Source organism: Bradyrhizobium sp. U87765 SZCCT0048 (assembly GCF_018131225.1).
Lineage (GTDB): Bacteria > Pseudomonadota > Alphaproteobacteria > Rhizobiales > Xanthobacteraceae > Bradyrhizobium_A.
Genome location: NZ_JAFCMM010000005.1, coordinates 342,871 through 368,174, shown reverse-complemented (window position 1 = coordinate 368,174; position 25,304 = coordinate 342,871). Strand labels below are relative to the sequence as shown.

General features: G+C 69.1%; 18 protein-coding genes. 11 read left to right on the top strand and 7 right to left on the bottom strand.

What is annotated here, in order from left to right; genetic code table 11:
* Positions 1-188 precede the first annotated feature (188 nt).
* Complete coding sequence (locus JQ639_RS28385; protein WP_211962696.1) at positions 189-5,606, bottom strand: autotransporter domain-containing protein; 5,418 nt, start codon at positions 5,604-5,606, stop codon at positions 189-191.
* A 261-nt stretch (positions 5,607-5,867) separates the two neighbouring features.
* Between JQ639_RS28385 and JQ639_RS28380 the strand changes: the two genes are divergently transcribed.
* The 8 genes from JQ639_RS28380 to JQ639_RS28345 all read left to right on the top strand — a co-directional run bounded on the left by JQ639_RS28380 (position 5,868) and on the right by JQ639_RS28345 (position 13,517).
* Positions 5,868-6,269 carry a hypothetical protein gene (locus JQ639_RS28380; protein ID WP_211962694.1) on the top strand — a complete coding sequence of 134 codons (402 nt, stop codon included), beginning with the start codon at positions 5,868-5,870 and terminating at the stop codon, positions 6,267-6,269.
* Positions 6,270-6,398: 129 nt separating this feature from the next.
* Positions 6,399-7,550, top strand: coding sequence for a tetratricopeptide repeat protein (locus JQ639_RS28375; protein WP_211962692.1), 1,152 nt, complete (start codon positions 6,399-6,401; stop codon positions 7,548-7,550).
* Positions 7,551-7,770: 220 nt separating this feature from the next.
* Positions 7,771-8,718, top strand: a complete 948-nt coding sequence (locus JQ639_RS28370) for a lytic transglycosylase domain-containing protein (protein WP_211962690.1) — start codon at positions 7,771-7,773, stop codon at positions 8,716-8,718.
* Between the two features lie 356 nt (positions 8,719-9,074).
* Positions 9,075-9,554, top strand: a complete 480-nt coding sequence (locus JQ639_RS28365) for a hypothetical protein (RefSeq protein WP_211962689.1) — start codon at positions 9,075-9,077, stop codon at positions 9,552-9,554.
* A 324-nt stretch (positions 9,555-9,878) separates the two neighbouring features.
* Positions 9,879-11,705 (top strand): sensor domain-containing diguanylate cyclase, encoded by a 1,827-nt coding sequence (locus JQ639_RS28360; protein ID WP_211964912.1) that lies wholly within the window; start codon positions 9,879-9,881, stop codon positions 11,703-11,705.
* A 168-nt stretch (positions 11,706-11,873) separates the two neighbouring features.
* Positions 11,874-12,119 carry a hypothetical protein gene (locus tag JQ639_RS28355; RefSeq protein WP_211962688.1) on the top strand — a complete coding sequence of 82 codons (246 nt, stop codon included), beginning with the start codon at positions 11,874-11,876 and terminating at the stop codon, positions 12,117-12,119.
* Positions 12,120-12,439: 320 nt separating this feature from the next.
* A complete protein-coding gene (locus tag JQ639_RS28350) occupies positions 12,440-12,757 on the top strand; it encodes a hypothetical protein (protein WP_249122830.1) in 318 nt (105 codons plus the stop codon).
* A 286-nt stretch (positions 12,758-13,043) separates the two neighbouring features.
* Entirely contained in the window at positions 13,044-13,517 is a 474-nt protein-coding gene (locus tag JQ639_RS28345) for a hypothetical protein (protein ID WP_249122829.1), read from the top strand.
* Between the two features lie 52 nt (positions 13,518-13,569).
* Here the strand turns inward: JQ639_RS28345 and JQ639_RS28340 are convergent, their stop codons facing one another.
* The 4 genes from JQ639_RS28340 to JQ639_RS28325 all read right to left on the bottom strand — a co-directional run bounded on the left by JQ639_RS28340 (position 13,570) and on the right by JQ639_RS28325 (position 19,712).
* The gene (locus JQ639_RS28340) at positions 13,570-16,710 is read right to left on the bottom strand and encodes a lantibiotic dehydratase (RefSeq protein WP_211962687.1); all 3,141 of its coding nucleotides are present in this window, start codon (positions 16,708-16,710) and stop codon (positions 13,570-13,572) included.
* Positions 16,707-18,068 carry a lanthionine synthetase C family protein gene (locus JQ639_RS28335; RefSeq protein ID WP_211962686.1) on the bottom strand — a complete coding sequence of 454 codons (1,362 nt, stop codon included), beginning with the start codon at positions 18,066-18,068 and terminating at the stop codon, positions 16,707-16,709. Before JQ639_RS28335 ends, JQ639_RS28340 begins: the two co-directional genes overlap by 4 nt.
* Positions 18,069-18,085: 17 nt before the next feature.
* A complete protein-coding gene (locus tag JQ639_RS28330) occupies positions 18,086-18,526 on the bottom strand; it encodes a hypothetical protein (RefSeq protein ID WP_211962685.1) in 441 nt (146 codons plus the stop codon).
* Positions 18,527-18,836: 310 nt separating this feature from the next.
* Positions 18,837-19,712: a LysR family transcriptional regulator gene (locus JQ639_RS28325; RefSeq protein ID WP_211962684.1), complete on the bottom strand. Its 876-nt coding sequence runs from the start codon at positions 19,710-19,712 to the stop codon at positions 18,837-18,839.
* Positions 19,713-19,825: 113 nt separating this feature from the next.
* On the opposite strand from JQ639_RS28325, the gene JQ639_RS28320 reads away from it, so the two are divergent.
* Entirely contained in the window at positions 19,826-20,467 is a 642-nt protein-coding gene (locus tag JQ639_RS28320) for a DUF1989 domain-containing protein (RefSeq protein WP_211962682.1), read from the top strand.
* Positions 20,468-20,482: 15 nt separating this feature from the next.
* Positions 20,483-21,391 (top strand): LysR family transcriptional regulator, encoded by a 909-nt coding sequence (locus tag JQ639_RS28315; RefSeq protein WP_211962681.1) that lies wholly within the window; start codon positions 20,483-20,485, stop codon positions 21,389-21,391.
* Here JQ639_RS28315 and JQ639_RS28310 read toward each other — a convergent pair.
* Together JQ639_RS28310 and JQ639_RS28305 are read right to left on the bottom strand one after the other, a co-directional pair.
* On the bottom strand, positions 21,381-22,268 hold the full coding sequence (locus JQ639_RS28310) for a polysaccharide deacetylase family protein (RefSeq protein WP_211962680.1): 888 nt from the start codon (positions 22,266-22,268) through the stop codon (positions 21,381-21,383). The genes JQ639_RS28315 and JQ639_RS28310 overlap by 11 nt on opposite strands.
* Positions 22,269-22,307: 39 nt before the next feature.
* A complete protein-coding gene (locus JQ639_RS28305) occupies positions 22,308-22,979 on the bottom strand; it encodes an FMN-dependent NADH-azoreductase (RefSeq protein ID WP_211962679.1) in 672 nt (223 codons plus the stop codon).
* Positions 22,980-23,645: 666 nt separating this feature from the next.
* Here JQ639_RS28305 and JQ639_RS28300 point away from each other — a divergent pair.
* On the top strand, positions 23,646-25,124 hold the full coding sequence (locus JQ639_RS28300) for a purine-cytosine permease family protein (protein ID WP_211962678.1): 1,479 nt from the start codon (positions 23,646-23,648) through the stop codon (positions 25,122-25,124).
* The last annotated feature ends 180 nt before the right edge of the window (positions 25,125-25,304 follow it).

The following is a 25,304-nucleotide window of genomic DNA, read 5'->3' as shown; positions in this document are numbered from 1 at the left end:
GGACAACGCAGTTCCGCCCGCAGTCCGGGCGGACCACGTGTGTCGGCGGCTCCCTGATGGCTTCCGGGTGTCCCGATTCGAACACAGGACGGCGGGCTTCGACGCCGCTTTGTCGGGGGGAAGATGGGCAGCAGTGTGGCAAGGCGCCACACATGCTGCCCCATCAGATCACCCAACCGCCTTGTTCGTTACCAGGTGAAGCGCGCGATGCCCTTGCCGGCGTACGACCGCGTGGTGTTGGAGAACTCGCCCTCGAAGGTCGCGCCGAGCGAGAAGCCGCCCGCCCAGATCTTCTCGGCCGAGACCGTGGTCAGCGCCGCATCCCGCGCCGGCGTCGCGCCATTGACCACGAACGACGCCGCGCCGAGGTTCTGGAACGTCGCCGTCACGCTGGCGTCGGGGTTGTAGTCGTGCGCCCACGCCGCACGCCCGCGCAGCACCAGGATGCCGTCGTTGAGGGTGAACGAGCGATCGAGGCGCAAGCCGAGTTCGCTGCGCGTCGCCGCCGTGGACTTGCTGGCATAGTTCAGCGCGAAGGTGTTCGCCCCCGACACCGCCTGCTCGCCATAGCCCGGCAGCATGTACAGCGTCGACTGCACCGCCGCGTAGGGCGTCACACCGAGCCACGGCGTCAGCACGCGATAGCCCGCCTCCGCACGGCCCGACAGCGCATTGGCGTTGAAGCGCCCCTGCAGGCGATCGACGCCGGCGATGGTGAGGGTGCGATCGGTGGTGACGTCCTGCCAGGTATAGGCCAGCGCGCCGGTGACATAGGCAGCGCCGATCTGCTGGCGCGCGAAGGCGCCGGCCTGGAACATGTCGGCCCGCCCGCTGCCGAGGCCATTGGCGAGCGAGAACGCCGACGCGCCCCCGGCGAGCGCGAAGCCGGTGACGAGATCGCGCGACACCTGGTAGTCGGCGCCGGTCGCAAATCCCCACAGCGTGCTGGTGGTGGTGTTGCTGCCGACGACGGCGTTGCCGCTGGTGGTCGACGAGCCGCCATAACCGGCGCCCCAGACACTCCATGCCGGGATGAAGGCGTCGACGCGGCGCAGCGCCTTGGTCGGGATCGCGGCATAGGCCTCGCGTTCCGCACCGCCGCGTGGCGCATAGGCGTAGGCTTCGCCGGGATCGTCGCTGTAGGCCGTGACGCCGCCGGTCGAGCCGCTGCGGCCGGCGATGCCCATGTCCGTCATGGTGGACATGAACTGGGTCGCGGCGTTGAGCGCGGACTGCTGCTGGCTGGCGCCGGGCTGGCCCGAGGCCTGCGACAGCGCGCCGGGCAGCGCCGCGGCCGACAGGCCGAGCAGCGTCGCGAAGCCGCCGGAGACGCCGCCGCTGCCGCTGTTGAACGCCGCATCGATGGCATTGCCGACGGCGCGCTGGTTGGCGTTGAGGCCGCTGACCTGGCCGAGCGCGGAGGTGAGGTTCAGCACCACGCTGGTTGGCGTGTAGCCGAGGCTCGCCGACAGCGCGACGGGCATGTTGACGGTCGCGAAGTTCGCGAACGTGCCGTTGACGCCCGCCGCCGACAGCAGGGTGTAGGATTTCGGCAGCTGGGTGTAGGCGCCCGTTGCGAACGTCGCCAGCACATTGCCGCCGAGCGTCGCCGTGCCCGAGACGACAGTCTGCATCGCCGCCGCCGGCGACAGGCTGGTCATGTACAGCGCGCCGCTCTGCAACGCGAGGCTGCCGGTGACGTTCAGCGTCTGCTTCGGCGTCGCCGAGCCGTCAAACAGCGGTGTCACCGCCAGCACGCCGCCACTGGCGATCGTCGTCGCGCCGACGGTGCCGTTGCCGGCGAGCACGCCGCCGCTGTTGACCTGCACCGCGCCCGCGAGCGAGCCCGCCGGGCCGATGCCGAGGGTGCCGTTGACCGTGGTACCGCCGGTGAAGGTGTTGGCGCCGGTGAGCACCTGCGTGCCGAGACCGCCGACCACCAGCGAACCGCTGCCGCTGATCGTGCCACCGAAACTCCACTGGGTGCCCGCAGCGGTGTTGATGGTCAGCGTGTTGCCGCCGAGCTGCACGCCGGTGACATTGCCAGCCTCGCTCTTGAGACCCTGGATGGTGTTGTCGGCGGCGAGCGCCAGCGTCGCGGTGTTCGCCGAAGTCTGGCCGGCGGCGGTGCCGCCGATGCGGCCCAGATCGACCCCGGCGCTCGCCGCGATGGCGTTGGCGACGCCGAGCGTCAGCGTGCCGGCCTCGACATAGGTGCCGCCGCTATAGGTCTGCACCGCGCCGAGGGTGACGTTGCCGCCGCTTGCCCCGGTGGAATCGTCCTTGATCAGGGTGCCGGCGGCAGACAGGCCATACCCCATCTGCTTGCCATCGCTGATGACGCCGCTGTAGGTGCCGCTGGTCGCCTGGTCGAACACCACATAACCGCCGGAACTGGCGATGTTGGCATTGCCGCTGGAGACATTCGCCGTGGTCAGGCTGAGCGTCGAGCCGGCTTCGATCAAGGTACCGCCGGACCAGCTGTTGCCGCTGCTGGTGAGCTTCAGCGTGCCGCCGATGAGGTGGACCATGCCGTTGCCCGAGATCGCGCCGCCGAACGTGCCGCCGCCGTTCTGGGCGAACTGCAGTTCACTAGCGCTGTTGAGGACGATGGCGTTGGGGTTGGCGAAGCTCGCCGCGCTGACCCGCATCACGCCGCCATTGACGATGATGCTGCTGCCGCCGAGCAACGACAGCGTTCCGCTCTTCATGCCGGAGAGGTCGAGCAGGCCGGTGCCGTTCTTGGTGATGGCGCCCGCGACGGCCGTACCGCTCTGTGCGACTGATGAGGACAGCGTCGACGCCAGATTCTGGCTGTCGCCGATGGTGAGCGCAGCACCGTTGCTCAGCGTGATCTTGCTGTTGGTGCCCCCGCTCAGCGCAGAGAACGCATTGCTGGCGCTCATCGCCAGGGTTGCCGCCGCAGGCTTGCTCTTGTTGTCCGACAGCGTGACGCCTGCGCTGCTGCCGGCGAACACGTTGGCGGTGGTCAGGGTGACCGTGCCGGAATCGATGGTGATCGCACCGGTCTGCGTCGAAGCGGCGCTGAGCGTGGTGTTGCCGGAGCCGGCGAAAGTCAGCCCGCCCGTGCCGGTGATCACCGACGTGATGGTGCTGCTGCCGCTGTTCCAGATCACGCCCTCGCTGGCGCCGAAGGCCAGTGTGCCGCCGGTGATCCCGGAACCGCTGCCGCCGTTCAGGATGAGGCCCGCCGGATTGCTGCCGTCACCAAGCGTCAGCGTGTTACCGCCGCCGATGGTGACGTTGAAGCCCTTCTGGATGTTGAGCGCATAGGCCTGGGTGTTCCCGGCCAGCGTCGCATTGGCGCCCTGCTTGACCACGCTCGACGAGGTCGCCGTGATGATGTTGGTCGAATTGTAGGTCGCCGTGGTGAAGCCGTTCGCACCGTAGGTGACGAAGTCATACGGGTTGTTGGCCGCGCCCGAGGTGACCACGATCCATGGCGCAGCGATGCCGTTGGCGAGCGTCGGCGCGGTGCCGAACAGCACCTTCTCGGTGGTGCCGAGCGAGGTCGCGCTCGACGGCTGCAGCAGCAGCGTCGCCGCCGATCCACGGTTGATGCCATTGGTGAAGGTGACGGTCTCGCCGGCCGCGCCGCCGCTCAGGGCCAGCGTCGCGGTGGAGCCGATGTTCAGCGCGCCGAACGTCACCGCGCCGGCGGTCGTGGCGTTGCTGTTGGCAATCGTCAGCACGCGCTGTACGTCGGTGATGGTGCCGGCGAAGCTGGTGGTGAAGCCATTGGTGTCGAACGTGCTGCCGCCGGTCAGGTTGAGGCTGCGCACCGAACTGAATGACGCGCCGGCCTGGAACGTGCCGCCATCGAGCACGATCTGGCCGATGGTGTAGGACGGGCCGGTGACGTTGCCGAGCGCGGCGTCGCTGGACGCCTGCAGGGTGCCGCTGGAAATGATCCAGTTGCCGTAGAAGTATGGATTGCTGCCGCTCGCGGGTGCCAGGATGACTGTGCCATCCGCCTGGGACGAGCTGTCCTTAATGGACAGGTCGGATACTCCCGTTGCATTGCCGATGCCGGTGCCGCCGCCGCCGAGCGAGATGATCGTTCCGGTGAGTTGAACTGCGTTGCGGTTGGGATCGAGGGCCGCCGTTTCGCCACTGACCGCGATCGGCCGGTTGAGCACGAACGGCGACGCCGGCGTGGCTGTCGTGGACGGACTTATTTTCAGCGTGCCGGAGCCCTCGCTCAGGCTGTTGAACACGATGCCATTGTTGGCCGCGATACTCGCGGCGATTCTGCTGGGATCGATCACCGCACCCGCCGGGCTCGCCGCGCCGAGCGATGCATCGCTGGTGATGTTGAGCGTGCCGGCGAGAATGGTGGTGCCGCCGGTGTAGGTGTTGGCGCCGGACAGCGTCACGGTTGCAACGCTGGAATTGAGATCGGCCCCAAGCTGCATGATGAAGCCGGGCGCGGACGATCCGATGGTCACCGAACCGAGATTGAGGCCCCGCAGGCCATTGAACGATGCGGAGCTGCTGACCTGATCGAAGGTACCGGTCTTCGTGCCGTCCAGCACGCCGTTGGCCAGCGTCGCGTCGCTGATGGAGCCGGTGATGGTGATGGTCTTGCCGGTCGGCAGGATATAACCGGGCAATTGCGCCACGGTCGTCACGCCGGGTGCCCCCGGCATATTGACGACGTTGCTGCCGTTCAAATTCCACTGGGTGGCGATGGCAATGTCAGCGGGCGACAGATACGGCAGGCCGAGGCCGCCATTGGCGCTGCGATAGGCCTGCGCCCAGATGAAGTCGGAATAGAACGCCGCGGTCTTGTCGAGGCCAGGCTTCGACGAGCCGGCGACTCCGGTGATGTTCGCAGCCGTCGGGAACAGCACCGAATTCTTGTTCTTCAGGATGGCGTATTCGAGCCCGCGATAGGGATCGTTGGTCATGCCGAGGAACGAGGTCGGGATCGGCGCGCCGGTCAGCGGATCGACGCTCTGCACGACGCCGTTATTGAGCGGCAGCAGGAAATTGCTGGCCTGCATCTTGGCCCAGAACTGCGCCGGCGTCAGGTTGGAGTAGTTGGCGATGACGTCGACGAAGACGTTCGGGTTCTGCGCACCACTCGCGTTCGACAACCCATAGATCGATAGCAGCAGCGACAGGAAGGTGTGATGGCCGTCGGTGAGATAGAGCACGCCGCCCGGACCGATCACCACTGGCTCGATGTCGCCGAGCAACGTCGACGTCAGTGCCGATGGCGCCAGCAGATCCCAGCCCGCCATCTTTTTGCCGATCTCGAACGTGCCGACATTCATCTGGGTCGGCCGCAGGCTGTTCAGCGGCACCTGGTAGAGCGAGAACGGCCCCGGCAGGATGCTGCCGGCCGTGGAGGGATCATAGTTCTGGAACGCCGACTGCGGCAGCTGGCCGGCGACCGCGCGGTCCACCGGTGCGAGCGCGGCGACCGCGATGAGCGATACCGACCCCAGCAGCGCCGCGCGCCGCAGCCCCGCAGCCAGTCGCGACGCCCCCGCCGCTGTCCAGAGCGCGATCCCGGCCCCCGCCGGCTCCCGCTTCGCCTGACCTGCTTTCATCGACGCCGCCTGCGGCGCCGACATCATTCCCATTTCCTGACCATGCACGCGCACAGCCGAACGCCGGCGGCTGACGCCACCCTTCACAAACACCACCATAGCCCCCGCTATCCCAAAAGAGCTTTCATCTTTTGTTAAGGGTTGCTTTAGGGGAGACCGATGACAGCGGCATGACGATGGTACCGCCAGCGCGCCGGCGACAACTTATTCACGGTCCGGCGCATTTTGTTGAGACCAACTGAATTTTCAGTGACAGTGGCGCTTCGGTTCGCAAGCAGCGGAGGCCGCGTGGGACGCACCCTCACTTTCCAGTTCGAGGAATTGCCACTGGTGATCGACGGCGGCATCGAAGCCGGCGACGTCACCGGCTCGGCGGAGATCGCCTATCACGGCGACGGCGCATGGACGATCCGCGCCATCGCGCTCGACGGCGCGCGGCGCCTTGCGCATGCGCCGCACGAGATCATCGCGGCGGCACGCGCCGGCCGCAGCCTGCCGGCCTTCGCCCGTCACAGCGTGGCGCTCGACGAAGGCGATCCGCTGTACCTGCGCATCTATCACCGCCTCGAGCACGAGTGGCGCGCGCGCGTGCAGACCACAGTGATCGATCAGCTCGCGCTCGACCGCGACGCCCTGCCCGATACCCGCGCCGACCGCCGCCGCGCGCTGCGGGCGCTGCGGGCGCTGTGACTTCAGTGAATTGCGGGCATGGCGCGCGTGCCGGCCGGCGATCGCGACAATTGTCGGCATTTTATTGACGGCATCTTCAGGGCTCTACCTTAGGTCGTCCTGCGTGCTTGCTGCACGGGGGACGAGACGATGGGCGGCCTGCGTCTGCTGAAGGCTCTGTCGACCGCCGCACTGACCGGCCTCGCGCTGGCCGGCGCCACGCAGGCCCTCGCCGCCACGCCGTGCACCCTGCTGCAGGTCCAGACCATCCCCGCCAGCGTCATCGCGCCGTGCTCGGCGATCATCGACGACCCGTCGACGCCGCCGGCCGCCAAAGGCTTCGCGCTGTTCATCCGCGGCAAGGCCTATCACAACAGCAAGCGGCTCGACCTCGCGCAGCAGGACTACGACGCCGCGATCAAGCTGACGCCGCGCAACGCCGAGCTGTTCGTGGCCCGCGCCAATGTCGCGGCGCGCGGCCATCGCTGGCGCGAGGCGACCGACATGCTGCAGCAGGCGCTGGCGATCGAACCGGCGAACGCGCATGCGCTGCGCATGGCCGGCACCTTTACTGACGGCGCGCAGAGCACCCGCTACTTCACGCTGGCGCTCGCCGCCGATCCGATCGAGGCCTACGCGCTCCTGTTCCGCAGCCGGCAGTACCGCGGTCGCGGCCAGTTCGATCCGGCGCTCAGGGACGCCGACGCCCTGGTCGCGATCGTGCCGACGGTGGTCAACCGCCAGGGCTATCTCGACGAGCACGGTGACCGGCTCGACTTCCACATCATCGCCCTGCAGAACCGCGCCCAGGTTCGCGACGCGCGCGGCGAGGCGCAACTCGCCGAGCGCGATCTCGATGCGGCAATCGCCTACCGGCCGGTCGCGCAGGCGTTCGCCGCGCGCGGCCAGTACCTCGCCTACAAGCGCGGCCGCGAAACCGACGCGCTCGCCGACCTCGACAAGGCTATCGCGCTCGGCTCGATCGATGCCGACACCTTCTATGCCAAAGGCATCGTCCATGTCCGCCAGCGCGACTTTCAAAAGGCCCAGGTTGCGTTCGATACCGTGCTGTCGCGCGATGCGGACAACAGCGAAGCGCTGCTGATGCGCGCGCGCATGCATCGCCAGCTCGACGAGACGGAGCACGCCGATGCCGCTCCGCAGGCCGCCATCGACGCGCGGTCCGAGACGCCGCCGACGCAGCGCGCCGCCCGCTACCGCGCCGCAGCCGCCCCGAAGGAAGCACCGGCGGACAGCCATGAGGCGATCCGCGCCTGCATGCTCGACAAGGACTGCAACTGACGCGTCCGCACGGCGCGTCCGCGGTATCATCTGGAACCCACTGGTTCCCGCGCCTTGCACCCACCACAGCGTTTCCGCATTTCGCCGCATTCGGCTCATCAAAGCGACGGCTTGGCGCGGCAACTCCGTTCTCGCGCCCGTCGCGAGGCTGAAATCCTGACGCACAAGTCGGGCCCGCGCCGGACGCCTTGGGGAAGGTTGTCACAGGGTCTGTCTCGGGATGCGATATCTGATCGCCGCCCTGGCTGCTGCGCCGCTGCTGCTGGCGGATGTCGCGGTCAGGCCGGCTGTGAATTCCACATATCATCTGCCGCAGCTCTCGATCGACACGACGAAGAGCGAAGCGGAAACCATGCCGTTCGACACCGCGCGATTCGATTTCGACCGCGGCAGCACCATGCTGGCCGTGTTCGCGCCCGCCCCGGTAGCGCCGCTCACGCTGGCGCCGGCGAGCGGCTGGAACGATGCCGCGCCGGACGACGGCGATCCCGCCGCGCTGTCGACCCAGGAGTTCTGCGCAGCGCTGACCACGGCGGCGAGCGACGCCGGCATTCCCGTCAGCTTCTTCGCGCGCCTGATCTGGCAGGAGAGCCAATTCAAGTCCGACGAAGTCAGCCACGCCGGCGCCCAGGGCGTCGCGCAGTTCATGCCCGATACGGCCGCGGAGGAAGGCCTCGACAATCCGTTCGATCCGCGCAAGGCGCTGCCGGCCTCGGCGCGCCTGCTGCGCAAGCTGCGCGACCGCCTCGGCAACCTCGGCCTTGCCGCGGCAGCCTACAACGCCGGCCCCGGCCGCATCCAGGACTGGGTGGCGCGGCGCGCAGCGCTGCCCGCGGAAACGCGCAACTACGTGCACCGCATCACCGGCAATGCCGCCGAGAACTGGCTGCGCGAGGCGAAGACGATCGGCCTCGTCCAGCACCTGCCGCGCGAGGCGCCTTGCGAAGGCATTGGCGGCCTGTCGCGCGGACGGCCACCGGTCGAAGTCGCGGTCGCACTCGCGCCCGACGTGCGCGACAGCCTGCAGCAAGCTCGCCGCGAGGCGGCACGCGCGGCGCGGGCGCAGGCCGCGAAACAGGCCCACCGGCGCCTCGAGGGCCGCAGCAAGACGCGTCTCGCCGGCAAACAGGCACCACGCGCAATGCGTATCGCCACGGCGAGTCGCTAACTCCTGAACCTTTCTGGTGATGCCGCCGACCAATCACCAAAACGTGCGCGCCGTCCGTTTGCGGTTAACCACGCGCACGGGAACCAAACCGATCGCAGGGAATTGACCACGATCGGCCCCGCAACCGCCTTGTGAATGTGGTTGTGGATGACGATCTCGTGAGGCGGGCGCGGCGGATCACATGTTCCATGTCATGTCACCTGATCTCGCCCGAGGGGGCAAGCTTTTGGCGGCAACGTGCCGGCCATCTCCTGCCACCTGGGATGATCGACCTCAGCGGCTCGCCCTACAGCCAGCCGTGCTGGATCGGTCGCAGTTCGTGTTTCGTGTCTTGAATTCAGTCTGAACGGTGTGTGATGCCCCTGTTACGTTACTTTGTCGGAGTTGGCGGTGCGCTTCTGGCGCTGATGCTGATCGCGAACGTCTATCTGCCGACACCGCAGGCGCCGCTCCAGCAGCAGACGAACGGCATCGACAAGTCGACCATCCGCATCGCCTCCCGCCAGAAGGGCCCCGAGCGCGTCGAGATCGACGCCTCGCTGCCGACCATTGTTCCGTCGGTCGACGTCGCCCAGGCACAGATCCAGCCGGCGCGCGCGGCAACGCGCCCGGCGACCGAAGCGGTCGCGGACGCCGACACGCGTGACGCCTACGCGCAGATGCCGACGGCAACCGATAAACCGGTGGCGGCTTCACCGAAGAAGCCGAAAGCCAGGGTTGCACGCAACGATGCGCAGCGCCGCGCGGCGCAACCGGCGCGCGTGGCGATGCTGCCGCGTCCGCAGCAGCCACCGCCGCTGTTCGCCAGCTTCTTCGGCGGCTGGCAGGTACGCTGACCGCCGTCGCGGCCATGCCGTGGTCGGGTTCCACGTTCTCATCCCCGCCGTTGCCTTCATTGCCCGGTTAAACACGTGCCGCGGTTCCGCCGATAATTGTCGGCAACCACCGCTGTTCCCTGCGCATCACAGCGAGTTCCCGCTGCAACGAACGCGCGCGGCCTCCAGCCCTGCATGTGGATAACAACGGCTCGTTAACGCCGACTGTGGAAGCTCGCCGGTGTGAGCGAAGAGGCGAGCGTCGTGGCCACGGTGTGGCATAAATCCGGACCGATCCGACCGCCGCTGCTGGCGGCGGGCTTCGTCGCGCTCGCCTGCCTCGCCATGCTGGCCCTGAGCGCCTGGCGCGAGTGGGAAGCCCGCACCAGCTACCTCGACAACGCCGAGACGGATCTCGCCAATCTCGCGCGCTCGCTGACCCAGCATGCCGACGACACCTTCGAGATCGCCGACAATACGCTGACCGTGCTGGTCAACCAGCTCGAGCTCGAAGGCACCGGCGCCACCGCAATGGCCAAGGTGCAGACCTTCCTCGCCCGCCGCAATCCGGCCGGCCGGGTGCACGGCATCTTCGTGTTCGACGAGACCGGCCGCTGGCTCGCCACCACCGAGCCGGTCGCTGACCTCGCCGCCCTCAACAACGCCGACCGCGACTATTTCCAGCGACACCAGACCTCACCGGAACGCGGCACGCTGATCGGCCATCCCGTGCGCAGCCGCTCGGGCGGCCAGTGGATCATCACCGCATCGCGGCGCTTCAACCATACCGACGGCCGCTTCGCCGGCGTCGCGTTGCTCACCATCGACGTCGACTACTTCGCGAACTTCTACCGCCAGTTCGACGTCGGAGCGCGTGGCGCCATCGCGCTGCTGTCGACGGGCGGGGTCATCCTGGCGCGCAGCCAGGACGACGGCAGCTATGTCGGGCGCGACATGTCGCATCGCCAATTGATGCGCGAGCTGTCGCAGCGCCCCGCCGCCGGTCCCTACGTCTTCACCTCGCCCCTTGATGGCATCGAACGGCTCAGCTTCTATCGCAAGAGCAGCCGCTATCCGGTGCTGATGCTGGCGACGGAGGCGCGCGACGACGTGCTCGCGCCGTGGCGCCGCGAGGCACTGATCCATCTCGCGGTCGTGGTGTGCCTCGTGGCGCTGATCGCGCTCGCAGGCTTCATGCTGGTGCTGCAGCTCGCGCAGCGCCAGCGCATGGCCGCGGCGCTGGAGGCCAAGGAGGCGGACTTTCGCCTTCTCGCCGAACAGTCCGGCGACATGGTGATGCGCATCGGCCTCGACGAGCTGATCCTCTACGCCTCGCCCTCCTCCGCGCGCGTCGTCGGCTGGCTGCCGCAGCAGCTCGCCGGCCGGCCGGCGCTGTCCGGGGTCCATGCCGACGATCTCGCCGACGTGCGCGCGCGTGTCGCCGCACTCAGGGATGGTCGCGCCGAGGAGGCGCGCATCATCTACCGCACTCGCCATCGCGAGCGCGGCGATATCTGGGTCGAGAGCGCGCTCCGCGTCACCCGCGCCACCGGCGGTCTGATCGACGGCGTGGTCGCGATCACGCGCGACATGACCGAGCACAAGGACCTCGAGCAGCGCCTCGCTGCGCTGGCCACGCGTGACGGCCTCACGGGCCTCGCCAACCGCCGACATTTCGACGAGCGACTGGCCGAGGAATGGGCCCGCGCGCGGCGCGACGGCACGCCGCTATCGCTGCTGATGATCGACGTCGATCACTTCAAGCCGTTCAACGATCACTATGGCCACCAGGCCGGCGACGATGCGCTGCGCGCGGTGGCGCGGATGCTGGCCGTTCACGCCCGCCGGCCCGCCGACCTCGCCGCACGCTATGGCGGCGAGGAATTCGCGCTGCTGATGCCCGACACCGATGCCGAGGGCTGTGCCCAGCGCGGCGAAGCGGTGCTAAGGGCACTGCAGGAGCTGGCGCTGCCCCACGTCCACAATCCGCCGGCACGCCGCATCACCGTCAGCATCGGCGGCGCGACGCAGCATGCAATCTCCGGCAGCCCCGACGGCGCGGCGCTGATCGAGACCGCCGATCGAGCGCTCTACGCCGCCAAGGAGCGCGGCCGCGACTGCATGGTGATGTCGGGCGCGGTCATCGCCTGGCCGGGTTCACGCAGCGCCTGACGTCACGCAAGGACGCAGCTGCAGCGCCACGCATCCGCATGGCGACCACACCGCAACTGAACATCCGTTCATGTGTTTGCAGCCCTGCGCGGGGAACGCCTTCGCAGCGAGACGGTTGTGCCTGCGCATGTGACTAGCGATGTTCGCTGAACACTGGAGGAGAAGCACATGAAGACGATGGGTTATGTGATGGCCGCCGCGCTGTCGCTGGCGATCGCCGCGCCGTCGCTCGCGAGCGCGGAGACCGTGGTGATCAAGGATGGACGGCGCGGCGCGTATGCCGACATGCATCGCGACCATGGCTGGCGCCGCGACCATGGCTGGCGCCGCGACCGCGGCTGGCATCGCCACCACGACTGGGATCGCCACCATGACCGTGTGGTGATCATCAAGAAGCGGCATCATCACTGGTAATTCGTCACGGCGACGCGTGATTCCAGGCGGGCGGCTTTCGGGCCGCCCGCCATGCCGACGCTCAGCGCGGCGTGCCATCACCATGACGGCACGTACTGACGCAGCCGACAACAATGGAGCCGGCGATCGGTCCCGGCCGGTTGGATCGCAATGCGCGCAGGCAACACCGCGTTCAGCGACATGAACGCGCTGTTCATGGAGGAGTAATCAAGACTTCGCCATGATCGCCCCGCAACGTGCCGTCCGCGAGGAGTTGCGGCCGTGACCTTGCCGAAGCAAGCAGGATTTCAAGACGCAGAATGCGAGACCGGGAGATGATCATGAAGGCAAGATTGGCTTTGCTGGCCTGCGTGGCCACGATCGGGATGGCGCTGTCGAGCAGCGGCGCATCGGCAGCGATGCCGAACGGGCTGCAGGGAGTGCAGACGCCGGTCCACACCGATCAGGTGCGCTGGGTGTGCAACCCCTGGCGCTGCTGGTGGCGCCCGAACTACTACTATGGTTACGGCTACGGCCCGGGCTACGGTTACTACGGCGGACCGCGTTACTACTATGGCGGCGGCTGGGGTTATCGGCGCGGCTGGGGCGGAGGATGGGGTGGCGGCTGGCACGGTGGCTGGCATCATCGCCACTGGTGAGACGCCTCACCACGACAGTCCACATCAGGGCGGCCTGCGGGCCGCCCTTTGCGTTTGTGCCGCCGAGACCAGCCGCAAGCCTGTTCCGCCCGGGAACCGGCTTGCGGCCCCGGCGTTGGTAGGCTGTGCATTCGGCACGCCGCCAGCGAACAGATTCGGCCTGGCGTCCGGATGGCGCGATCCGGACGCCACGGGCGCGATTGCGGATCTGGCAAACGACCGCCTTCGACATACATGTCATGCATGAGGCGGGACGCTGCAGAAACGAAGGTGACACGAGGCTGACATGACGACGCGGAGCCCATCGACAGATCGCGGACGACGGCGGGGTATCGCCGGCCTCGTGCTGCTCGCGCTGTGCTGCGCCACGACCGTCCAAGCCCAGACCCAGCCGCCGATCGACGCCTACCGCCCCGACGACTTTCTCACGCTCGACCTCAACCGCGCGGCGCTGTCGCCGCGCCGTCTTGGCCCGGAGACGCATTTCGCGCCGTTCGGTGTCGAGGCCAGAACCGAAACCCTGCCGAACACCGGCGGGCATACGGCGCACCTTGCCCGCGCGCTCGCGCCTCAAGTCGACAAGAACGGCAAGGGCGAGGTCTCGCGCACCGCGGAGATCACGCCGAAGCCGCGCGGCAAGCCTGCCGTGCGGCGCGTCGCGACGCGTCGTCATGGCAACCCGCTCGACGCGCAGGCGTTCGATGCACGTCCGCAGAGTTGGCCATGCCGCGGCAACAGCGGCATCTGTGCCTGGCGCTGACGCCGCTCGCGATCACCTGCCACGATCACCTGCGATCACGTATCTTCAGCGATCACGCACCCGCGTCGAGACTCTTGCGCACGCGCAGCAGCAGCGCGAGCACGTGCTGCTCGCGCGCGCGGTCACGGCCCAGCAGGCGGTTGCAGTGCAGGTGCGCGTAGCTCGCGCACAGCGTCGGCAGATCGCGGCCGAGCGCGCCACGGGCGGCAGCGTCCGCGAGGGTCGCGGCGATCGGCGCCAGCGCGCGTCCCCGCCGCGCCAGAATGCTGCGCACCGGTCCTGCGTGCCTGACGCCGCCGAGCAGCGGCGCCCGCAGCAGCGCGATCAGGTCGGCCTTGCGGATACGATAGGCTTCCGTCGCCTCGCGCGCGGCCGCGGGTCCCGCCGCATCGGCATGGCGCTGATACAGCGCCCGGCGCGCCTCTGCATCGAGACCGACGCCCGCCAGCAGGTCGTCGACCGACACCGCCGACAGTGCGAGACGGTCGAACGGCAGCGCCTCGTCGCGCGCCAGCGCCAGCAACGCAGCGACCGCACGGCTGTCGGCGGCGTAGAGACGCTCGGCCGCGGCCATGCCGGCAATGCCACCATAACGCTCGACCTCGCGCTCATAGGTGTCGACGGCGAATTGCGCCACGAGATCGTCACGCATCAACCCGGCGGCCCAGTCACAGGCCTGCGCCATCACCTCGCGCCGCAACCCGCCGGAGCGGCCATGCAGGCGCAGCCGCAGATGCGGCGCCGGATCGCTGTAGCGCAGGAAGCTCCAGCCCGAGATCTGCCGCCGCGCTTGCAGTGCGCCGGCGAAATCCGCGATCGCCTCGCCGATCAGGGCATCCTCGACCGCCGGATCGCAATAGAGCTTGAGATACAGCCAGTCGCTGCCGGGCGGCCGCAGCCGCTGCGCCATCGGCACCGGCGCCGACACCGGCGCCACCGTCTCGCTCGCGACCTCGCCGCTTCGGCGCAGCAGCGACACCACGAGTTCGCCGACATAGCCGCCGCCGGGCCCCTGCAGCCAGGCCTGATCCGGCGCCGGATAGGCTTCCTGCAGCAGCACATGGCCGCCGGACGCAAGGCGGCCGATCTCCTCACGCAGGATCGCGGCCTGCGCGCCGTCGTCGAGATCGAGCAGCAGGCGATGGTCGGAAGGGCCATCGCCGCTCCCGAGGAAGACATGGCGCGGCACGTTCCAGTGCGCCCGCCAGCGCGCCAGCGCCGCGCCGAAGGCAACGTCATCCGCAGCGGCGAGATCGCCATGCAGCGGATCGATGCGCCATTGCGCCAGCCGCAGCACCACCCGTCCCGCCTGCAGCCGGGGCAGGTAGGGAAAGTCGCGCGCCACACCCCAGTCGAAGCCGTTGAGCTGCACCATGCCGTCGCGGCCGACATCGGCGAGGAAGCGGCACAGCGCAGGCGCACGCTTGTGGTTGAGCATATGGCCGGCGCACACCTCGACCCGGCGCGGCGGCGCGCCCGGCGCCTGCCACAGCAGCGCGAAGCGGCCCGCGGTGACGCGCACCACCAGCTCGTCGAGCGGGATCGTGCGCATGCCGTCGGGATGGGCGCTGGCGCGCAGGCCGATCTGGTGATCGCGGGTCTGCGGACGCGTCACCACGTTGGCGGTGCGCGCACGCTCCGGCGGAAAGATCAGCTCGGCGAACACCCGGTCCGGGCGCTGGCGCTGCTCGGCCCGTGCGATCCGCCGCAGCGCCGCTCCGCCTTCGGTGCCGAGCAGCTCGGCGAAGCGGCCGAGATTGCGGCCGGCCGCCGCGGCGCCGACATTGGGACCGACGACAACGGCGAAATCGCCGGCATCGATCGCCAGCGCCGAGGCGGCGGCGACCGCGACATAGAGATCGAGCGAAGCCGGCGCATCGGCGCGGCGCGGCGACCAGGTCTGCAGCGCGGCGATCATCGTCCCGGTCAGCTCCACCACCCGCGCGCGGTCGTGCAGCGCGCGGGCGGCGATGTCGATCAGCATCCGGTCGCGCGCCGGCGACCGCAGCGGCACGAGGTCGTTGGGATCGGGCGGCGGCCCGATGCCCTGATCCGGATCGAGCATTTCCAGCAACGGCACGTCGCGGTCGCTGCCATAGCGCGCGCTGAACGTTTCGCGGTAGGCAAGGATCGGCGTCAGTCCCGACGGAAACGGCGTCAGCCGCAGCAGCAGCTCGGCGGCACGCGCCGCCTCGTGCCCGACCGCGATGTTGACGCCATCGCCGGCGAGCGGCCAGCGCATGTCGACCTGCAGCGGCGTGCGGAACGGCACGCCCAGCGCCGTCTCGACCTCGGCCGCGAGCGCCGCGAAGTCGGCCGCTGCAGCGGCCGCTGGCGCGGCGTCCCATGCGGCGAGGCGCGCCTGCAGCGCCGCGAGCCGGCCGGCGACGTCGGTGGCGGACGCGATCGCGCGCAGCCGCGCCACGACATGGCCGAACGGATCGGCCGCGGTCAGCGGCGGCCGCAGGTCGGTGATCAGGAAGCCGCATCGCCGCAGCTCTTCCAGAAGGCCATCGGCCTTCTCCATGGTCGCGCCCGGCGTCGCCGCACACAGCGCGGCCGCAAGCTCGGCCCAGCCGATCGGCTGGCGCGCCAGCTCCAGCACCCGCCGCAGCGCCGGCGTCGCGCGCATCGAAATGCGCGCGGCCCCCGCTGCCGTGTGCTGCGCCTCGATGCCGCCGAGCGTCGCGCGGCCGCGCCGCACGGTCACCGCGGGATGCGCCACCACCGCGAGGCCGCTGCGGATCGCCGGCTGTGCCTCCAGCGCGTCGATCGCCTGATGCAGCACCACCATATCGGGACGGCTGCGCACCACCGGCGGCGCATCGGCGAGGCGCAGATCGGTGTGCGCGCCGAAGCGGCCGAGCGCGGCGCCCGCACACAGGCCGAACGGCGTCGGCCGGCTGGTCATGCGAAGGAAGTAGCGCAGCAGGCTGGCGTCGCGGCGGCGCTGCGCCCGCGCGTCGCGCGCCGGACGCTGCGCGGACGCCGCCAGCGTGCGACTGGCGACCGCGATAGCGCGGCTTACCGCCGGATCGTCGATCATCCCGGCGAATGTCGCGCCGGCGCCGTCCTCCCGCCGCAGCGGCAGCAGCGGCGCGCGCACCATCAGCACATCGAACGGATCGAACAGCGGCTCATCGCCCGCTCCGGCATCCGGCGGCCGCGCGCGGCGCTGGGCGGCGGTGCTCATGACAGCAGGAACAGCCGGTCCCACGCGGGATCGACACGCGACACCGCCGCGAGCAGGGCCAGCATCACGCCGGCCGCGCCCTCCAGCACGCCGGGCTTGTCGAGCCGCACGCCGCCGACCTCCAGGCTGCGATAGCCGAGCGGCGCCTGCGGCTCGAACTGATCGAGCAGTTGCTGCGTCAGCAGCTGTGCGCCGTCGCGAAACACGCGCTCGCGGCTGTCGCAGGAGAACCGCAGCGTGATCTGCAGCAGCCCTGCGACACCGTGGCAGAAGCCCGGCCCATCGATGCGCCGCGCCGGCACCGGCCGCAGCATCACCCCGGCCATGGCGACGACGGCGAACATGCCCAGCGTCGGGTCGTCGAGGGCCCGCCCGGCGAGCCACAGCGCCCGCGCCACCCCCGGCGCGCCATAGCACCAGGCATCGCGCGCCGGAACGATCTCCGCCGACGGATCGGCGACCAGCGGCACCGCGGCGGGAAAGCCGACGCCCCACGCATCGCGGCCATGCCGGGCGGCAAGCCACATCGCGCTGCGCCGGATCGCCTCGGTCAGCCCGGCGAGCCGCACGCCCTGCAGCCGGGCCAGCGCCAGCACCGCCAGCGGACCGGCAATGCCGTGGGCGAGCCCGCAATTCAGCACGCCCTGCGGATGCCGCGCCGCCATCATGCGGTCCGCGATCAACGGGCCCGGCGTGTGCCAGCGCGGCACGCCGTCGACCTCGGCGGTCAGTGCGATCAGCCAGCGCAGCACGTCGTCGCACAGCGCGCGATGCGTGGCCTCGTCCCGGCGGCGCAGCAGATAGGCCGCGACGCCCGAGAAGCCGGAGATGACATCGAAGCCGGCGCTGGCGAGGCCGTGCGGCATCCCCGCATCAGCGAGTTGCTGGCGCAGGCTGTCCAGCAAGGCCTCGTCGATCGAGGCCAGCAGACGGCGATAGTCCGTGCCACGCGAGAGATAGTGGGTGGCGAACGCAAGGCCCGTCGCACCGCTGAACAGCGCCAGCGAGCCGAAGCCGCCCTGCTCCGCATGGCGCGCTGCGCGTGTCAGATAGTCATGGGAGACATAATCCCAGCCCTTGCGGGGGCGGCAGAGGTCGAGATAGCCGAACGCCAGCGCAAGACCAGCATGGCCGAGCGCCAGCCCCGGCGGATGCCAGACCGGCGCGCGTGGATCGGGGTTGGCCGCGACGGCTGCGGCGGCCGCCGCCTCGACACCATCGACATCGGCGAGCCGCGCCGCGAGTTCGTCGGTAACCTGCCGTACCCGATCGATCAGCGCACGGTCGCGCACCGCCGCCGGCCAGGCGCGCGGGCGCCCGGCCAATGCCTGCGTTCGCGCGCCTCCGCTCACGCCCATCGCCTCCATCGCCGGCGCTAGCGCGGCTTCGGATTGCGCACCACGCGCCGCATCACCTCGCGATGCACGATCGGCTTGCCGATCGCCTTGCGCGCGGCGCCGGGACGCACCGCGGTCGCGAGGCGGCTGATCTCGAGCTCGACGACATCGTTGTAGAACGTCAGTTCCGGGAAGCACGCCCCGGTGGTGGCGTCCATGTTGCACTCCGAGGTGCAGCTGCCGCAGGTTTCGCAGGTCGCACAGGTCTCGGTGCAGCCGCCCTCGCAGGTGCTGGCGCAACTGCTGGTGCTGCAGTCGCCGCAGGTGCTGGCGCAGCTCGCGGTATCGTCGTCGGTGAAGTACGGCACTTTCAGGCTGACGATCTTGACGCGCACGTCGAGATCGAAATCGTCCATCAGCTTGCGGCCTCTGGCCGTGGTCTTCTTGGCCTTGACGGTCTTCTTCGCCTTCCTTGCCATGATCTGGTGCTCCCAAACGATGGACGCCGGCGCACGGGCGGACGGCCGCAGCCGGTCGGCGCGACAGACGGCCCATGGAGCCGCATGCACGGTTCGGACAACTGCGGATCGGTCGTCGACGCGGCGTTCAAATGGCCGCAGGTTTCAAAAAACGCTTCGTCATCAAAAACAGTGCGGAAATGTAATCACAGCTCTCCGCACCATTCAAGGCGGCGATCCATGGATTGCCGCGCGGCGCGCAGCAACCGTCGCAAGGCCGCTTCCCCGTGTGTCTGCGCCTGCCGCCGAACGGTTCAATCCCGCCGCGCCGTCACGGCCGCAGCCGGCGGCGCAGCACATCGACGAATTCCTGCGCCACCTGCGACAGCGCTTCGTTGACCGGAAACAGCAGCGCGACCTGATAGTTGATCGCCGGCTTGAACGGCCGCAGCACCACATTGGCCGTGAAGGGCCGGCTGACCACGGGATCGACGAGGCCGACGCCGCGCCCGGCGGCGACGAGCTCGCAGGCGGTGGAGAAGAACTCGGTCTCGGCGACCACGTTCCAGCGCGCGCCGTATTCGGAGAATGCGGAGGCCAGTTGCTGGTAGATCGGATCGCCGCGAAACAGCGTCACAAACGGTTCGCCATCGAGATCGGCCGGCGTCACCTGCTTGAGTTTCGCGAGGCGATGGCCCTTCGGCAGCATGCACAGGCATTCGTAGGCGAACACCTCCATGTGCGCGGTCGGATAGTCGAGCGGCAGTTCGGCCACCGCGATATCGAACTGCTGGGTCGACATCAGTTCGCGCACCGACGCCGAGGCGCGGGTGATGATCTTGATCTGCAGGTCGGGGCGCTTGGCGGCGAAGTCGGCGAGCAGTCGCGGCAGCAGGCTGATCGACACGCTGGGATAGGCGGCAATCGCCAGGTGGCCGCGCCGGCCGGAGCGGATCTCGCTGGCGATGCGCGCGGTGTTCTCCACCGCCTCCAGCGCCCGCGCCGCCTCCACATAAAACAGCCGCGCCTCCGGCGTCGGCTGCAGCCGGCCGCCGCGGCGCACGAACAGCGTCAGCCCGGTGGCGTGTTCGAGATTGGCGATCATGGCGCTGATGCCGGGCTGCGACATGCCCAGCAGCTCGGCCGCCCGCGTCATGGTGCCGTGGAGCATCAGGGCGCGGAAACACTCAAGCTGGCGCAGGCGCATGATCAGACTATAAGTAAATCATATAATGGCTGCAATTTATATTATTGGAATTGCATCGGCCGGGGTGCTCGGATGATCGCTGGATTGATCGCCGCCACCGCCCGGAGCCCCTCGTGACCACCCAGACCGCAACGCTCGCCGCCCACCTCACCGCCTCGCACAGCGAACCCCGCCTCCACCTCATCCCCGCGCGCCGCGGCGTCGCCGCGCGCCTCGCCGCCGGGCAGTCCGTCACCGTGATCAACACCCATGGCAAGCAGGTGGTCGACACCTGGGCGTTCAATGCCGCCGACACCACCGAATTCATGTCGATGGAACACAGCCGCACGGCGATGCTGCGACTGATCCCCAGGGTCGGCGACACCTTCGTCACCAACCGCCGCCGCGGCATTCTCACTGTCACCGCCGACACCACGCCCGGCGTGCACGACACCCTGATCGCCGCCTGCGACATTCACCGCTATCGCCAGCTCGGCGTCCACGACCATCACGACAACTGCACCGACAACCTCGCCCATGCGCTGGAGGCGCTCGGCCTCGCCGCGGCGCTGACGCCGGCGCCGCTCAATCTGTTCATGAACGTGCCGGTCGGCGCCGATGGCGCGGTGCGCTTTGTCGCGCCGGTCAGCGAGGCCGGCCAGTCGATCACGCTGCGCGCGGAGATGGACCTCGTCGTCGCGTTCTCCGCCTGCCCGCAGGACATCATGCCGGTGAACGACATGCAGCCAACCGACGCCCATTTCCTGATCGCCTGAACCGGAGACGCGCCCATGCGCAAGCTGCCGCCGCTCAACGCCATCCGCGCCTTCGAGGCCGCGGCGCGCCACGAGAGCTTCACTGCCGCCGCCAGCGAGCTGTGCGTGACGGTGACCGCGATCAGCCACCAGGTGCGCCAGCTCGAGGCCACCCTCGGCGTGCGGCTGTTCGAGCGCTCGGGCCGCGCCGTGGTGCTGACGGCGGAGGGACGCACCATCTTCCCGCTGCTGCGCGACGGCTTCGACCATCTCGCCGATGCCTTCGCGACGCTGCGGCCGCCGGGCGGCGGCGACGCCGTCACCGTCTCGACCACCCGCGCGTTCGCCGAGCGCTGGCTGATGCCGCGCCTTGCCGCGTTCCACGCCGCGATGCCCGACATCGTCGTGCACATCGACGCCACCGAGGCGGTGGCGACGCCGGGCGTCGACGGCATCGATCTCGCCGTGCGCTACGGCCGCGACCAGCGCGCCGGCGTGCTGTTCGACGATCGCTACATCGCGGTGGCGGCCGCCGGCCTGTGCGCCGGCGACGCGCCGCCGGTGATCGACGACTTCCACGCGCGGCCGCTGCTCGCCTACAAATGGAAGAATCCAGCGCTGGATTCGCCGGCGTGGTCGACCTGGCTCGCCGGCACCGCGCGCAGCGGCCGGCGCGATTTCCGCATCTCCTGGTACAGCGAGGAGCCGCTGGCGCTGCATGCCGCCGAGCGCGGCCTGGGACCGCTGTTGTGCAGCGACGCCCTGGTCGGTGATCAGCTCGCCGCCGGCACCCTGCGGCGGATCGAGGGGCCGGCCCTCGACGGCTTCTCGTTCCGCCTGATCGAGGCCACATCCGGCAAGCGCCGCGCGGTGAATGCCTTCACCACCTGGCTGCGCGACGAGGCCGCCGCCTTCCGCGACGGCCCCGCACGGCTCACGGCATGACCGGCCCGGTGAAGTAGGGCAGCGTCTCCGTCCGCACCTGATAACGCCCCGCCGCCACCAGACCGTCGACGTAGGCGACGATCTCCTCCAGCGGCGCGAACCACACGCTGCGCGTCGCCAGCACGTTCTCCAGCCAGCGCTCGACGACGCGCCAGCGCGCCAGCCGCCCGGTGAGGAAGGGATGCCAGATCCCCATCCAGAAGCCGCCGGCCTCGTACTGCGCCTCGAACTCCTCGAACGACGCGGCAAGACCCTCACTCGGCGCCTTCACCGGCATCATGTAGCCGATCTCGGCATAGTGGGCGAACGGCGGCCAGTCGTCGGAGCCCCAGTGCGGCGGCGCCTCATAGAGCTGGCCGCGCGCAGTCTTCATCAGATAGGGAATGTCGTCGGCCATCAGCGAGGAATCGTAGGCGAAGCCATGCTCGATCAGCAGGTCGATGGTCGCCTGGTTGGCGTTGTAGACCGGCGCGCGGTAGCCGCGCGGCATGCGGCCGGTCAGCGCCACATGGATCGCCAGCGCGCGCTCGAACGCCGCACGCTGCGCCGGCGCGGAGATTTCCGTTGGGTCCTCGTGGATGTAGCCGTGATGGCCGATCTCGTGGCCCTCCCTGAGGATGGCTTCGACCGTCTGCGGATAGCGCTCCATGGTCCAGCCCGGCATGAAGAACGATTGCTTCAGGCCGAGCCGGCGATAAGTGTCGAGGATGCGCGGCACGCCGACGGTCGGGCCGTAGCGCCCCATGGTGATGGGATAGAGCCGGTCAAAACTGTCGGCCGGCCGCGCGATGTGGATCAGGCTGTCCGCATCGACATCGAAGGTGATGGCGCAGGCGCAGCGCGCGCCGTTCGGCCAGGGAATCGGGTTCTGGATCATGTCGTGTCGATCGTCTCGCGTTGCGCCGGAATCGGCGGCCTACTCGGCCGCGACTTTATCAGCCTCCGTAAGTCCAAGACACTGGTCGACCAGCGCCGGAATGGCCGCGAACGCCTCGGCCACCGAACGCTCGTGGCGATCGTCGCCGAACTCCTGGTAGTCGATGGCGATGAGATGGCTCTCCTGCACGCCGAGATAGTGTGCGCAGGTGGCGATGTGGGTCTCCAGATGATTCATGCCCTCGCGCACCCCACCGGGCCCGAAACCGAACTCGCCGCGCGACGACAGCACCACCAGCGTCTTGCCGGCCATGATCGGCTCCAGCGGAAAGTCGCCGCGGCCAAGATCGAAGGAGAAGGTCTGGCCGATGCGGATGACCTTGTCGAACCACGCCTTCAGCGCCGCCGGCATGCCGTAATTGTGCATCGGTGCACCGATGACGATGATGTCGGCGCGCGCGAGTTCGGCGATCAATTCGTCCGACAGCATGAGCTCGTCGCGCTGCGCCGGCGTGCGTGCGTCCGGCGGCGTGAAGGCAGCGGCGATCCACGCCTCGGTGATCAGCGGCGGCGGGTTGCGGCCGACATCGCGCACGATCACGTCGGCAGCCGGCTCGCGCGCCCGCCATTGGTCGACAAAGGCCTGCGACAGCTTGCGGCTGAGCGAGCGCTCGCCGCGCGGACTGGAATCGATGTGGAGGAGCGTGGTCATCGCGGGATTCCGTTCGAAAGGAGAGGAGCATCGCGGGGATGCGAGGAAAGCGTCGGCCACCATGATGCCGATTGCATCGTGCTGCCGTGAGTGACGAATGTCTCAGAGCCCTTGAGAAATTCGCAACTGTGAAGGCGAAGCTCAGCGTCACGGCTGCCCGGCAGGTCTTCGAAGCGTCCGACCTCTCTGCATCATTTCTCTGCGTCATTGCTGGATCTGCTCGACAGCGTCCCTGATGTCCTCAGCGCATCCTCCCCACGGCGTCCTTGCCGGGCTTGACCCGGCAATCCAGCTTCCTCACGGCGTAGCACAAGCTTCATCAAGCTGGATCCATAGCAACTCGGCTGTGCCGAGTTGCGTTCTCTAAATGGCCCAAGCCGGAAACATCCGGCTTGCGCTGTCTCGGCGCGGAGCCTGTCATCGGGCCGCGCTTTGCGCGGACCCGTTGGCGCCGGCCTGGTGATGACGCGGAGTCTATGGACGACACATCGCATTCCAACGGTTGCAAGAGCACCTAATAACTCTCATTCCACCACCCACTTCACCCCTCCTCCACTCTCCACTTGCGCTCATCACGCCTTGAGCAATTCTCACTCACGCTCGCACGCCTGCCGGCCTGACATGGCGCCTTTCGGCCACGCTCAAACAGGCCGACACGGGGGAGACATGACCAACGCCCACACGACCATCGCGGCAGCCGACGCCGCCTTCGACGTCACCTTCGATGCGCATGGCATCACGCCGGTGCCGACAGCCCACCGCACGTCCTCGCCGTTCGACCAGTTCTGGATCTGGACCGGCGCCAACATCGCGCCGATCAACTGGGTGCTCGGCGCGCTCGGCATACAGCTCGGCCTCAGCCTCGCGCAGACGCTCGCCGTGGTCGTCGTCGGCAACCTGCTGGGCGCCGCGCTGTTCGGCGCCGCCTGCCTGATGGGCCATCGCACCGGCGTGCCGCAGATGGTGCTCGGACGCCTCGCCTTCGGCCGCCGCGGCGCGTATCTGCCGGCGTTCGCCCAGGTGCTGATGCCGATGGGCTGGGTCGCCACCAACACCTGGATCGTGCTCGACCTCAGCGTCGCCGCGCTCGACCGCCTCGGCATCCATGGCGGCGACGCGCTGAAATACGCCATCGCCGCAGTGGTGATGGTGCTGCAGGTCGCGATCGCGGCGTGGGGCTTCAACGCGATCAAGCTGTTCGAGCGCTACACCATGCCGCTGATCCTCGCGATCATGGCGGCGATGACGGTGCTGGCGGCGCTGCGCATCGACATCCACTGGCACACGGTTGGCGCGTCGCAGGTCTCGCCGCTAGCCGCCGCGAGCCAGCTGATGACCGCGATCGGCATCGGCTGGGGCATCTCGTGGCTGGTCTACGCCTCCGACTACACCCGCTTCACCAGGCCCGAACTGCCGGCCGGGCGCGTGTTCCGCGCGACCTTCCTTGGCATGTTCGTGCCGACGGTGTGGCTCGCCTTCCTCGGCGCCGCCATCGCCTCCGGCGGCGGCGGCTCGGATCCGTCGCAACTGATCATCGCCGCGTTCGGCGTGATGGCGCTGCCGGTGCTGCTGGTGCTGGTGCACGGCCCGATCGCCACCAACATCGTGGTGATCTATTCAGCGGCATTGTCGAGCCTCGCCCTCGACATCCGCTGGCCGCGCTGGATCGTGTCGGTGATCTCCGGGCTGATCGCCAGCGCCATCCTCTATGGCTTCCTGCAGTCCGGCGACTTCGCCCACGCCTTCGACAACTTCATGGTGGCGCTGGTGGTGTGGATCAGCCCGTGGGCCGGCGTGACCCTGACCGACTTCTTCATCGTCCGCCGCGGCCGCGTCGATGTCTCCGCACTCCATGCCGCGCCCGGTGATCCGCGCCTCGCGGACTTCAACTGGGCCGGCCTTATCGCGCTTGCCGTCGGCCTGATCGCCGCCTGGGCGTTCCAGATGGGCACCATCCCGGCGATGCAAGGCCCGCTGGCGCGGCTGACCGGCGGCATCGACCTGTCATGGCTGACCGGCATGGTGGCGGCGGGTGCGAGCTATCTGGCGTTGCAGCCAGTATGCGGGTCGGTGCGTGCGGGCGCGGACGCCGGCGCCACCAGCCGGACGTCCGTTACCGGTGAGGCGCCGTCGACCTCGGTGTGAGGCGAGGATGATACGTGGCCTCATGGTTCGAGACGCGCGGCACTGCCGCGCTCCTCACCATGAGGATCCAAGGATGCTTCGCATTGCACACGGCGTCCAACTCCGCACTCTCTCCTCACCCTGAGGAGCCCGCGCAGCGGGCATCGCGAAGGGCGAGGCCGAGGCGCCGCCGAGACGCCG